The sequence below is a fragment of the Acidobacteriota bacterium genome, from assembly GCA_003696075.1.
In the GTDB taxonomy this organism is placed as follows: domain Bacteria; phylum Acidobacteriota; class Polarisedimenticolia; order J045; family J045; genus J045.
The window spans coordinates 36,994-49,769 of record RFHH01000107.1 but is presented as its reverse complement, the minus strand read 5'-3'; the positions used below and the strand labels follow the sequence as shown (position 1 = coordinate 49,769).

General features: G+C 71.2%; 11 protein-coding genes. 9 read left to right on the top strand and 2 right to left on the bottom strand.

Annotation, left to right across the window (positions count from 1 at the left end):
• Positions 1 to 538 (top strand): alcohol dehydrogenase (locus D6718_06860; GenBank protein RMG45710.1); only part of this gene is annotated, 538 nt, incomplete at its 5' end.
• Between the two features lie 417 nt (positions 539 to 955).
• Entirely contained in the window at positions 956 to 2,092 is a 1,137-nt protein-coding gene (locus D6718_06855) for a DUF1207 domain-containing protein (protein RMG45709.1), read from the top strand.
• A 23-nt stretch (positions 2,093 to 2,115) separates the two neighbouring features.
• Here the strand turns inward: D6718_06855 and D6718_06850 are convergent, their stop codons facing one another.
• Positions 2,116 to 2,400, bottom strand: coding sequence for an acylphosphatase (locus D6718_06850; GenBank protein RMG45708.1), 285 nt, complete (start codon positions 2,398 to 2,400; stop codon positions 2,116 to 2,118).
• An 80-nt stretch (positions 2,401 to 2,480) separates the two neighbouring features.
• On the opposite strand from D6718_06850, the gene gatE reads away from it, so the two are divergent.
• Entirely contained in the window at positions 2,481 to 4,655 is a 2,175-nt protein-coding gene (gene gatE / locus D6718_06845; GenBank protein RMG45707.1) for a Glu-tRNA(Gln) amidotransferase GatDE subunit E, read from the top strand.
• The gene (gene gatD / locus D6718_06840; GenBank protein ID RMG45706.1) at positions 4,655 to 6,043 is read left to right on the top strand and encodes a Glu-tRNA(Gln) amidotransferase GatDE subunit D; all 1,389 of its coding nucleotides are present in this window, start codon (positions 4,655 to 4,657) and stop codon (positions 6,041 to 6,043) included. The genes gatE and gatD overlap by 1 nt, the downstream gene beginning before the upstream one ends.
• A gap of 216 nt (positions 6,044 to 6,259) precedes the next feature.
• On the opposite strand, the gene D6718_06835 is transcribed toward gatD, so the two are convergent.
• On the bottom strand, positions 6,260 to 6,688 hold the full coding sequence (locus D6718_06835) for a hypothetical protein (protein RMG45705.1): 429 nt from the start codon (positions 6,686 to 6,688) through the stop codon (positions 6,260 to 6,262).
• 70 nt (positions 6,689 to 6,758) lie between these two features.
• Between D6718_06835 and D6718_06830 the strand changes: the two genes are divergently transcribed.
• From D6718_06830 to D6718_06810, 5 genes are all read left to right on the top strand, one after another.
• Complete coding sequence (locus D6718_06830) at positions 6,759 to 7,628, top strand: flap endonuclease (GenBank protein ID RMG45704.1); 870 nt, start codon at positions 6,759 to 6,761, stop codon at positions 7,626 to 7,628.
• Positions 7,629 to 7,770: 142 nt separating this feature from the next.
• Positions 7,771 to 8,712 (top strand): ATP-binding cassette domain-containing protein, encoded by a 942-nt coding sequence (locus D6718_06825; GenBank protein ID RMG45703.1) that lies wholly within the window; start codon positions 7,771 to 7,773, stop codon positions 8,710 to 8,712.
• On the top strand, positions 8,709 to 9,431 hold the full coding sequence (locus D6718_06820; protein ID RMG45702.1) for a hypothetical protein: 723 nt from the start codon (positions 8,709 to 8,711) through the stop codon (positions 9,429 to 9,431). The genes D6718_06825 and D6718_06820 overlap by 4 nt, the downstream gene beginning before the upstream one ends.
• A gap of 19 nt (positions 9,432 to 9,450) precedes the next feature.
• Positions 9,451 to 11,589, top strand: a complete 2,139-nt coding sequence (locus tag D6718_06815; GenBank protein ID RMG45701.1) for a hypothetical protein — start codon at positions 9,451 to 9,453, stop codon at positions 11,587 to 11,589.
• Positions 11,590 to 11,593: 4 nt separating this feature from the next.
• Positions 11,594 to 12,610, top strand: a complete 1,017-nt coding sequence (locus D6718_06810; protein ID RMG45700.1) for a DUF4340 domain-containing protein — start codon at positions 11,594 to 11,596, stop codon at positions 12,608 to 12,610.
• Positions 12,611 to 12,776 lie beyond the last annotated feature (166 nt).

Genomic DNA, 12,776 nt, shown 5'->3' with positions numbered 1-12,776 from the left:
GCGCGACGCCGTCGCCATCCTCGGCGGCGGCGTCTCCGGCCTGCTCCACCTGCTCGCCGCGCGCGCGGCGGGCGCCGGGCCGATCGTGGTGATCGAGCCGTCGGACCCGCGACGGGCGGCTGCGCTCCGGCTCGGGGCCGATGCCGCGCTTCCGCCGGGACGGGAGGCGGTCGAGGCGGCGCTGCGAGCCGCGGGTGGTCGGGTCGATCACGTCATCGTCTGCACCGGCGCGCGGGCCGCGTTCGAACAGGCGCTCGAGCTCGCCGGACCGGGCGCGACGATTTCCCTTTTCGCGCCGCTCGAGCCGGGAGAGGTGCTCCCGCTCCCCGTCGCCGCCATCTGGAAGCGGGGCGTCCGGCTCGTCCCCTCCTACGCCGGTCCGCCGGAGGAGATGCGCGCCGCGCTCGACCTGATCGCCTCCGGGCGCATCGACGTGGCCGCCCTCGTGACCCACCGGCTGCCCCTGGAGAGGATCGGGGAGGGCTTTCGGCTGGCGGCGGAGGGGGGCGAGACGCTCAAAGTCCTCATCGAACCCTGAGAGGTGCTTCCTTCGCGGTGCGTTTTCGGCGCCGGGCCTGCGTTGGCACGGTTCCTGACCGGACCGCCGCGGCGGTGGGGTTTCCAGCCGCGGGAGCGGGCGTCTTGGCGATGGGCGCGGCAGGGGCGTAGGGGCAGAGGGGGGGCTCGAAGCGGCGGGCGGCTTCGAAGGCGCGGCGGCTGCCGCGAAAGCGCCGGCGGCGGGGATGTCGCCTTCGGATCATGCCGGAAGGATGGCGGGATCCGGCGCGTGGGGGAAGGGCCGATCGGCGCGCGCGTCCCGGATGCGGGAGGTGGCATGGAACAGGCCGCACCTGCGCCCCGCCGGCGCGGCCGCGCACCATCGGGGAAGCACCTCATAGGGGTTTGGCACGCGGGCACGCAGACGCCCATACTTCGCCGCCCCCCGAGGAGCGCCATGAGACCGCATCTGCTCGCCGCTCTCCTTCTCGGATCCTCCGCGTTCGCCGGTGCGGAGGAACCGTGCACGTTGCCCCCCGGCACCGACGGGGTACAGGCGCGCCTCGCCTACGCGCGCGGACTCGTCGCCGGGGCGCTCGGCCCGCACCCCGCAGTGCGTGTCCTCGCGGTGACGGTCGACGGCGAACGGCTCGCGGGTGTCGACCTCTCGCTCGACGACCCCGGCGAGCGCGCCGGCGTCGCGGCAGCGTTGCGGGCCCTGTGTCCCTCGCTCGAGATCCGCTTCCCCGAACCGGCGGTGCCGCGCGCGCCGCGGTCACGCTGGCGCGGCTGGATCGAGTGGCTCCGCGCGCCACCCGGACGCCGCGCCATCCGGCTTCCGGAAGGGGTGCTGTTCGTCCCGCCGCTCGCCGACCAGAAACAACCCCGTTTCCACGTCACCTTTCAGCGGTACCGCACCGATTTCGGTACGTACGACGTCGGCTCGGTCGGCTTCGGGGAGAACTTCGGCCTGCTGCGCTGGCCGGGAGAACGGGAGGGAGACGGGTGGCAGCTCGGCATCAGCGGAGCGGTCTTCGCGATCTTCAATCTCGACGCCGAGTCGATGGACCTGCTCAACGCCGACTACTACATCGGTTTTCCCGTCGAGGTGCACTCCGGACGGTTTTCGGGACGCCTGCGGCTGTTCCACCTCTCGAGCCATCTGGGCGACGAGTTCCTGCTCAATCCTCAGCCCGGGCCCCCGGTGGAGCGGATCAACCTCAGCTACGAGGCGCTCGAAGCGCTCGCCGCCTACGAGCGGCGCGGGGCGCGCGTCTACGCGGGAGCGATCCGGATCCTCTCCTCCGATACTCCGCTGCGCCGCAACCGGGTGCAGGCGGGAGCGGAGTACCGGAGCCGCCACCTCGGCCGCGCGCGCCTTCGCCTCGTCGCCGGGGCCGACCTCGAGGCCTGGTCGGAGACGGACTGGGACATCGACACGAGCGTGAAGGCGGGGATCGTCTTCCCGAACGCGCGCCGGCTCGACCGCTCGATCCAGGTGCTGCTCGAGTTCTACGACGGGCACGCGCCCCACGGGCAGTTCTACCCGCTGAGGGTGCGCTACCTCGGGGCCGGCTTCGGCTTTTCGCTCTGAGGCGCGGCTGCCGGGCGCCCCGCTCAGAGGGTCGGGCGCTGGTGGAAACCCTCCGGGAGCGGCTCATTCTCCGCCGGTTCGGCCTTCACGGCGGTCACCTCGGCCGCCGGCGGCCCCTGCCGGCAGAGCTCGAGCATCCGCTCGACCGCCTCGCGAGGCCCCGAGAAGAGCGCCTCGACCGACCCGTCGCTCCGGTTCCGGACCCAGCCGACGAGACCCAGCTCGCGCGCCCGCTCCACGGTCCACGCCCGGTACCAGACGCCCTGGACGCGGCCCTCGATCCGCGCACGCACCGTCCTCCGCTCCATCCGACGTTGGACCTCCTCGGCGGACGATTGTAGGCCCGGCGGTTCCCGAGCGCGTGGCGCGGCAGACCGGTTCGGGGATAATGCCACGCCCGAAGCGAGGCGGCCGTTCAGGACGCCCTTCGCGCGCGGCCCCCCGGGCGGGACCGGGCGTGCGGGCCGCGGCCTTCCGAAGGGCGCACCTCGCTCTCGGTGCGGGAGAACCGATGGCAACCGACACGCCGCGCGCCGCGGCCGGGGTCCGGCCCCCGGCCGACCTGAACCCCGAGCGCGAGCCCCCTCTCGACTTCCCGGCGCGAGACCTCGACGAGATGACGCCCGACGACTACCGGGCGCTGAACTTCATGTCCGGGCTGGAGGTGCACCAGCAGCTCCTGACCGAGAGCAAGCTCTTCTGCCGCTGCCCCGCGGGGAGATACGTCGACCGCTACGACGCCGAGGTGCTCCGTCACATGCGTCCCACCCTCAGCGAGCTGGGGGAATACGACGGTTGCGCTCTGATGGAGTTCAAGACGAAGAAGGAGATCGTCTATCTGCTGGAACGCGGAACGGTTTGCACCTACGAGATCGACGACACGCCGCCGTTCGAGATCGACCGCGAAGCGGTCCTGATCGCGCTCGAGATCGCGCGCCTGTTCGACCTGAAGCTGGTCTCCGAACTCCACGTGATGCGCAAGCAGTACCTCGACGGCTCGATTCCGACCGGTTTCCAGCGCACGGCGATGGTCGGGCTCTCGGGTGCGATCCCGTTCCGGGAGCCGGAGCTGGGCGTGGACAAGCTGCTCCGGATCCGCCAGCTGTCGCTGGAGGAGGATTCCTGCCGCGAGGTCTCCGACATCGGGCACCGGATCACCTTCCGGACGGACAGGCTCGGCATGCCGTTGACCGAGGTCGTCACCGAACCCGACCTGCTGACGCCGTGGGAGCTGCAGGCCGGGGCGCGGCTCGTCGCTCGCACGACCCGCTGCTGCCGTAAGGTCCGGCGCGGGCCCGGTGCGGCGCGCCAGGATGTCAACGTCTCGATCGCGGGCGGCCGGCGAATCGAGATCAAGGGCGTCGACAATCACCGGCGGCTGCCTCTCCTCGCCCATATCGAGGCCTTTCGCCAGCTCGAACTGCTGAAGATCCGGGAGGAGCTGCGGCGGCGGGGCGTGCAACGAGAGATGTTGGAGATCCCGGCCGGCGGCGCGGCCTGGGACGTCTCTCCCCTCGCCGTTCGGGCGGAGCGCCTCCTCGCTGGCGCGGGGTACAGGCCGCTCGCCGAGGCGCTGGAACGGGGGGAGGCCGTCGCGGCGCTGCGGCTGCCGCGGTTCGGCGGTCTGCTCTCGCGCCCGACCCAGCCCCGGCACACGTTCGCCTTCGAGTTCGCCGAGCGCGTCCGCGTCATCGCTTGCCTGACCGCGAGGCCCTTCATGGTGCACTCCGATCTGGCGGGCTACGGGCTCAGCCGCACCACCTGGAGGCGCCTCCGCCGCGCCCTGCAGGCCGATCCGGAGGATGCCCTGGTGGTCGTCTGGGGCGACCCGGCGGATCTCGACACCGCGGTCCGCGAGATCTTCATCCGGGCTCAGGACGCTCTCGAGGGTGTCCCGCCCGAGACGCGCCAGGCCCATCGCGACGGGTCGACCGGCTTCGAGCGGATCCTGGCCGGACCCGACCGGATGTACCCGGACACCGACACCCCACCCCTCCCGATCCCGGACGAGTGGGTCGACCGCATCGAGGCCGGACTCCCCGAGCGGCCCTGGCAGCGGGAGTCCCGGTACCGGGAGGCTGGCCTCGACGAGCGGGCGGCGGCCCGGCTGGCGGCCTCCCCCTGGGCGGACCTGTTCGACGCCCTCGGCCCGCTGCCGGCCGAGACGGCCCGTCGGGTCGCCGCCGCTTTCGCGCGCGTGCTCGCCCCCCGCCGCCCCTCCCTCCCCCCGCCGCACCGGGTGCGCCCGCTGGCGGCGGCGCTGGCGGCAGGCCGGCTGCTTCCCGAGGGCTTCGAGCTGGCCCTCGCCCGCGTCACCGACAGCCCGGACGCCGACCCCGGAGCTCTGCTGGCGGAGCTGGAACCGGACGCCGGGGGACGCCTCGCCGACCAGGCGGTCGCCCGCGCGCTCGAGCAGCTGGACCGACTTCGCACCCGCGATCCGGAGGCGGCTCTGCGCTGGGCGATGGGAACGGCCCTCGCCGGGGTGAGGGGCCGCGTGCCCGCGCGCGAGGTGCGGGCGCGACTCGTGTCGGCCATGGAAGGCCGGCTGGAGGCGCGGTGATGGCGAAGGACCCCTACGAAGGCTACCGCGATCCGCTGCTTTCGGTGATGAAGCGCTTCGGCGTCACCGTGTGGTCGGAGGTGATCGCCGAGACCACGCGCGGACGGTTCGAGGGGCTGATCCTCCCCCGCTCCGAGACAGCCGATCCCGAGCATCTCGTGATCAAGCTCTCGTGCGGCTACAACATCGGCGTGCGCTACGACACGATCGTCGAACTGGTCAAGACCGGCTACCGCGAAGCGCACTACCGGATCCCGGAGCAGGAGTTCCCGGTCGATCCAGCCAAACCGAAGGTCAAGCTTTTCGGAACGGGCGGCACGATCGCGTCGCGCCTCGACTACCGTACCGGTGCGGTGATTCCGGCGTTCAGCCCGGGAGAGCTCTACGGCTCGGTTCCGGAGCTGGCCGACATCTGCAACCTCGAGACCGAGAAACTGTTCGGCGTGTTCTCCGAGAACATGGGCCCCGAGCAGTACCTCGTCCTGGCGGAGCGCATCGGGGAGGCGATCCGCGAAGGCTACGACGGGATCGTCATCGGGCACGGCACCGATACGATGCACCACACCGCCGCTGCCCTGTCGTTCATGGTCCAGCGCCCGCCGGTGCCGATCGTGATGGTCGGCAGCCAGCGGTCGTCCGACCGCCCGTCCTCCGACGCCGCGCGCAACCTGATCAACGCCACCTGGGCGGCCGCGCACGGACAGATCGCTGAGGTCATGGTCTGCATGTTCGGCCCCACCTCCGATCGTTACAACCTGCTCCACCGCGGGACCCGCGTGCGCAAAATGCACAGCTCCTATCGCAGCACATTCCGAACGATCGGGGACATCCCGCTGGCGACGATCGAACCCGGAGAGATGCGGCTTCTGAAGGACGACTGGGCGCCGCGCCGCAACGACCGCGAGGTCGACATCCGGGCGGCCTTCGACGAGCGGGTGACGCTGCTCTACTACTATCCGAACATGCAGCCCGACGTCATCGACGCCCTCGTCGAGCGCGGCTACAAGGGCATCGTCATCGCCGGCACCGGGCTCGGGCACGTCAACCGCAAGGTCTATCCCGCGCTCGAGCGGGCCAGGGACGCCGGCGTGCTGGTCTTCATGACGCTCCAGACGCTGTGGGGCTTCGTGCAGATGTACGTCTACGAAACGGGGCGGGAAATCCTCGGACTCGGCGTCGTGCCGCTCGGGAACATGCTCCCCGAGGTGGCCTACATCAAGCTGGGCTGGGCTCTCGGCCTCCACCCCGGAGATCCGGAGAAGGTCGTCGAACTCATGAAGACCCCGATCGCGGGCGAGATGACGCCGCGCGAACCGCACGACGGCTACCTGATCCTCCAGGGGGGCGTCCCGGAAGTGCAGGAGTTCCTGTCGAAGGTCTGGCGCTGAGCGGCAGTCCGCCGGGGAGCGGGCCACCGGGCCCGGCCGCGAGCGGCCCCCACCCGGGACCGGGGTCCGCGCCGCCGGCGGGGCGGACACCGACCCGGGCCCCCCGCCGGGCACCGTCGAGGGCGGCGGCCGGGGGCGCCCGCCCGCCGTCTTCCCGCGATGCGGGTCCCCCCGGAAGCGCACCGGCCTCCGCGCGGAGCGAAAGCCCCGTCACCCTCACCGGGGAGCGGCACCCTCCCCGAGGACCGCGAGAGCCCGTTCCACGTCGTCCGGCCTGAGGTACAGGAGGTACCCGAACGAGCCGCCGCCGGTCGACACGCCGTGCGAGGAGTACACGTTGATCCCCGCATCGGCCAGCCGGCGATGGAGTTCCGCGAGGGCCCCCAGGCGGTCGTCGCCCCTGACCAACAGCGCCGCATGGGGCCCCTCCAGGGTGAGGCCCGCCCGCTCCGCCGAGGCGGCGAGACGCCCCGAGTCGTCGGGGAAGACGGTGAGCTGGGCGCAGTCGGGACCCGCCGGCGCGGCGCCGAAGGCGAGCAGGTTGACCTGGTCGCGCGCCAGTCGGGAGAGCAGGCGGAACGCAGCCCCCGGGCGATCGCGAACGGTGACGTGGTAGTAATCGACTCGCCGGACCTCGACGCTCATGCCGACCCTCCGCCCCTCCCGCTCCGAGTCTCCCGCATCCGCCGGTTCGGCGTCAAGCCGCGGGCGCCGAATGCGGTGCGCCGGCGCCGGGGAGGCGGACGTCGCTGCTCCGGAACGGGGCGCCACCGTCTACCTCGTCGACGGCACCTACGAGCTGTTCCGGCAGTTCTACGGGGCGCCGCGGCGGAGCTCGCCGGACGGCCAGGAGATCGGGGCGGTCGCCGGGCTCCGGCGGAGCCTCGCCTCCCTCGTCCGCCGCCGCGGGGTCACGCACGGCGCGGTTGCGTTCGATCGCGTCATCGAGTCGTTCCGCAACCGCCTCTTCCCGGGGTACAAGACGAGCGCCGGCGAGCCGCCCGAACTGCTCGCCCAGTTCCTGCCGGCGGAACGCGCCGCCCGCGCGGTCGGGTTCGCCGTCTGGCCGATGATCGAGTTCGAGGCGGACGACGCCCTGGCGACCGCGGCCGACCGGCTCGCACGCGATCCCCGGGTGGCGCGGATCGTGATCTGCTCTCCCGACAAGGACCTCCTGCAGTGCGTGCGCGGCCGGCGTGTCGTCTGCCTCGACCGGCGGCGGGACCGGATCGTGGACGAGGCGGCGGCCCGGGAGCGCTTCGGGATTCCTCCCGAGCGGATCCCCGACTGGCTCGCCCTGGTCGGCGACGCGGCCGACGGGATCCCGGGCCTCCCCGGCTTCGGCCCCGCCACCGCCTCGCGCCTGCTCGCGCTCTGGCCCGGTATCGAGGCGATTCCGACCGATCCGCGGCAGTGGCCGGCAGGGCTGCGCGGGGCCGCGAGACTCGCCCGGACACTCGAGGAGCGGCGCGGCGAGGCCCTTCTCTACCGCCGGCTGGCGACGCTGCGGCGCGATGCACCGGTGGCGGCGGACCTCGACGAGCTGAGGATACGGCCTTTCGGAGACGCGCCTTCCTTCGTTTGACACGCTGCCGGCGCGGCGTTAGATAGAACGGCTCGTCGAACCCTCTCCGCACCGACGCGCTCCGCGCGCCGCAGGCCGCCTTTCGGCGGCGGCGCCGGCCGCCTCCCTCCGCGGAGGCGCCCGCCGGCTCATCGGAGGTGCGATGATCGAAATCCAGGACGTCACGAAGATCTACGGGCGGACGACGGCGCTCCGGGGAATCTCCACCCGGATCGAGCGGGGTGAGGTCGTGGGCCTGCTCGGTCCCAACGGCGCCGGCAAGACCACCGCGATGAAGATCGTGGTCGGCTACCTCCTGCCGACGTCCGGCTCCGTCCGCGTCGGCGGTCACGATGTCGTCCTCGAACCGCTGGAGGTCCAGCGCCAGATCGGCTACCTGCCGGAAAACGCGCCGCTTTACACCGACATGCTCGTCCAGGACTACCTCGAGTTCACGGCGCGGATGCGCGGACTCACTCCCGGCGCCTGGCGGCGGCGGCTCGTCGAGGTCGCCGGCGAGTGCGGGATCGAGGAGGTGCTGACGCGTCCCATCGGCCACCTCTCCAAGGGGTACCGCCAGCGGGTGGGACTCGCCGCGGCGATCCTCCACGATCCGGCGATCCTGATTCTGGACGAGCCGACCACCGGCCTCGACCCGAACCAGATCATGGAGGTTCGCCGGCTCATCCGCCGTCTCGGCGAGACGAAGACGGTCATCCTCTCGACGCACATCCTCCCGGAGGTCGAGGCGAGCTGCGGCCGTGCGGTGATCCTGATCGACGGCCGCATCCGCGCCGACGGCTCGCTCGACGAGCTGACGCGATCCCGCGTCCAGGTCGTGACGATCGCCCCCGGGAACGAGGGGGAGGCTCGCGAGGTCTTCGCCAGGATCCCCGGCGTCCGCTCGGTGACCGCCGAGGCCGACGACGGACGCTTCCTCACCTTCCGGCTCGAACTCGGCGACGGCGCCGACGGGGTCGCCGAGGCCGTCGCCGACGCGGTCCGGGAACGCGCCTGGCCGCTGCGCGAGCTGCGGCGCGACGACAAGTCCCTCGAACAGGTTTTCCGCGAACTGACGGAGTCCGCGGTGGAGGAAGCAGCATGAGTCGCGTGAGGGCCGTCGCGGGAAGGGAGTTGTCGTCCTACTTCGACTCCCCCATCGCCTACGTCTTCCTGCTCGCCTTCGCCGGGTCGAGCCTGTTCACGTTCTTCAACGTCAACGGGTTTTTCTCCCGGGGCATCGCCGACCTGCGGCCGCTGTTCGACGCCGTGCCGTTCCTGATGATCCTCCTGGTGCCGGCGCTGACGATGAGGCTCTGGGCGGAAGAGCGCAAGCAGGGCACGATCGAGATCCTGCTCACCCTCCCCGCCCGCGATCACGAGCTGGTCCTGGGCAAGTTCCTCGCCAGCTGGGCCCTTCTCGGGGTGGGTCTGGCGCTGACCCTGGCGCTTCCCGTCGGCGTCTCCCTGATCGGCCGCTTCGACTGGGGGCCCGCCGTCGGAGGCTATCTCGGCGCGATGCTCCTCGGCGCCGCCTACCTGGCGATCGGCCAGTTCGTCTCGGCGACCACCGAGAACCAGATCCTCGCGTTCATCTTGTCGATGGTCGTGTGCCTCGCGTTCTGGGGAGTGGGCACCGAGACGTTCGCCGGCCTTTTCAGCGACCGACTCGCTGCGCTGCTCCGCGCGATCGGCACCGGGAGCCGGTTCGCCAGCATCGCGCGAGGGGTGATCGACCTACGGGACCTTCTCTACTACGCCTCGCTGACCGCCTTCTTCCTGCTCGCCAGCATCGCCGCGCTGCGCGTGCGGCGGTGGGCGTGAGCCGCGGGAGGACGGATCGATGAAGGACCTGCGGAGTCGGAAGGTTTCGCTGGCGGCGTCGCTCCTCCTCGTCGGCGCCAATCTTCTCGCGTTCAACGCGCTGGTTTCCGGCTGGTCGACGGCCCGCGTCGACCTCACCGAGGAACGCCTGTATTCCATCTCTCCGGCGACGCGGCGGCTTCTCTCGTCGCTCGAGGACGACGTCAGCATCTACGGCTACTTCTCGAAACGCACCCATCCGAAGCTCGCGCCTCTCGTGCCGCAGATCGCCGACCTGCTGGACGAGTACCGTGCCCTTTCGAACGGCAAGGTGCACGTCGAGATGATCGATCCGGGCGAGGACGAGGAGGCCGAGCAGCGCGCCGTCGATCGGTTCGGGGTGCAGAGCACGCCGTTCCGGCTCGCCTCGAAGTACGAATCCGGGATCGTCAACGCCTACTTCGCGCTGGTCGTCCAGTACGGCGACCAGTACGTCCGGTACGGGTTCGACGACCTGATCGAGATCGAGCCGCTTCCCGACGGGGACATCGACGTCCGGCTGCGGAATCTCGAGTACGACCTCACCCGGGCCATCAAGAAGGTCGTCTACGGCTTCCGCAGCACTTCCGAGCTGTTCGAGCGGATCGAGCACCCCGTGAAGCTGACCGCCGTGATGACGCCGGACGATCTGCCGGACGTGCTCAAGGACGTCCCCGACGCGGTCCGCAAGGCCGCCGAAGAGCTCGAGAAGGCCGGAGGCGACAAGTTCGAGTACGAGGAGATCGACCCGACGAAGGGCGGCGAGGCGGCGGAGGAGGCCGTCCGCCGCTTCGGCGTCCGGCCGATGACGATCGGGCTGTTCAGCGACAAGACCTTCTACCTCTACGGGTTCCTCACGGTCGGAGACCGGGTGGAGCAGCTCCTTCTGACCGGCGAGGGCATCTCGGCGGCTACGGTGCGGGAGGCGATCGAGAACGCGCTCCGGCGGCAGACACCCGGCTTCTTGAAGACGGTCGGCCTGGTGGTTCCCGAGCCGGAGATTCCGCCCGAGGTGATGATGCAGCTCCGGATGCAGGGCCGGATGCCGCCGCAGCCCCCGCCGGAGTTCGAGCAGCTCGAGCGTTTCCTGCGGCAGGACTACCAGGTCAAGAAGGTCGACCTGTCGAGGCCCGTCCCGACCGACGTGGACACGCTCATCGTCGTCAAGCCCAAGAACCTCGACGAGCGGGCCGTGTTCAATCTGGACCAGTATCTGATGCGAGGCGGCCGGGTCGTCATCTGCGCGGGGAAGTACGACGTGGACTTCAGCGCGGCCGGCCTTCACGTCACCCCGATCAAGACCGGGCTCGAGGACTGGCTGGCCCACTTCGGCGTCGAGGTTCCGACCACCCTCGTCCTGGACGACCGGAACCAGCCTCTTCCGATCCCCGAGCTGCGGCGGACTCCGATCGGCACCATTCGGACGTGGCGGATGGCGCCCTATCCGTACCTCGTCGAGGTGCGCGACGACGGCTTCGCCGACCGCACGGTCGCCGGCCGGGTGGGGGCGGTCGGCATCTACTGGGGGAGCCCCGTCCGCGTCGACGAGAAGAAGGCCGAGGGCCTCGAGGTCACGCCGATCCTCCGCAGCTCCCAGCGCTCGTGGACCGACGACGACACGGCCCGCGTGGGGTACATCGACTACACCGTCCCCGAGGAAGGTACCGAGCCCCAGCTCCTGGCCGTGGCCCTGTCCGGCCGGTTCGAGAGCTACTTCAAGGACAAGGAGCCTCCGAAGCCGGAGGACGACTCCGAGGCCCCGCCCGAGGTTCCGCTGGCGGTCTCCCCGGAAACGCGGCTGGCCGTCATCGGAAACGCCGAGTTCCTCAGCGACTTCGTGGCCCGGGTGCTGGGCCGGACGGAGAGCGGATTCTTCGGAGAGAACCTGGCCTTCATGCAGAACCTGGTCGACTGGATGAACCTGGACAACGACCTCCTCGAGATCCGGGCGCGGGGGACCGTCGACCGCCGCCTGGCTCGACTGGATCGAAAGGAGGAGGTCATGTTCGAGGTCGTCAATTACCTCGTCCCGGTGTTCGCGCTGGCCGCGCTCGGCGGCTGGCGGTTGCTCCGCCGGCGCTCCGTGAGGCCCCTCGTCGCCGCCCCGGCGGTGGCGCCGGCCCGTGTGCAGGAGGGATGAGCCGATGTTCGGAAGGCACCACGCCGTCCTCGCCGCACTCCTGGCGATCCAACTGCTCGCGCTGGCGGCCATTCGATCCCCGGTCACGACCGGTCCTTCCCGGCCCCGCCCCCTCCTGCCCGAGTTGGCCTCGATGACGCCGTCGCGCATCGAACTGGAAGGCCAGGGCGGCGCACGGCTGACCCTGGAGCGCAAGGACGACCGCTGGACGCTGCCCGACGCAGGGGGCTACCCGGCGTCGGAGGAGAAGGTCGACAAGCTCCTCGACGACCTCAAGGGGCTGAAGGTCCGCCGCCCGGTGGTCACCTCCGCAAGGCACCACGCGGCGCTGGAGGTGGCCGAGGACAAGCACGCGCGGCGCGTGCGAATCTTCGCCGATGCGGACGAGGACCCGGAGATCGACCTGCTGGTGGGGAGTTCCCCCAAGTACCGCTTCGTCCACGTCAGGCGCGCCGGCGAGGACCCCGTGTACGAGGTGATGGGTCTGAGCCCCTACGACATCAGAGCCGAGAAGACGTCGTGGATCGAGCGAAAGCTCGTCGACGTGCCGTTCGACGAGGTCCGGCGCGTCGAGGTCGAGAACGCATCGGGGAGGTTCGTCCTCGAGCGCGATGAAGGCTCGTGGCGGCTGGCCGAACCGTCCCGCCGGTCCGGCCAGAAGCTCGACAGCGGGAAGGTGGACGCCTTCGTCCGCTCTCTCGTTTCGCTGTGGATCGCCGAACCGGTCGGCCCGGCGGACGACAAGGCGCACGGGTTCGACGCCCCTGCGGCCCGCTACACCATCGCCTACGCCCAGGGCGGCGGATCCGCAGGCGAGGACGGTGGCGAGGAAGACGGGACGGAGGAGCCGGAGAAGGACCGGGAGCCACCGCTGTCCACGGTCACCGTCATCGTGGGCCGCAAGGCGGACGGCCAGTCGGCCCGGCGCTACGCCACGCGGGAGGGGTTCGGCTTCACGGTGGAGGTTTCCGAGACCTCGGTGAAGAAGGCGCTCGAGCAGAAGGCGGCCGACCTCCGCTGACCGCCCTCCCCGCTGCCGGGGTGGCCCGGGGTCCGCCCGGGCCCGATATTGGGCCGGTGGGCCCGGCGCTTCCCGCCCTGGCGCCTCGGGCCTTGCCGAGGGAAGGTGGCCCAGGAACCGGAAAGCCCCGCTCCTGGAGGGCTCGAAGCGCTCTCGCCGGCCATGG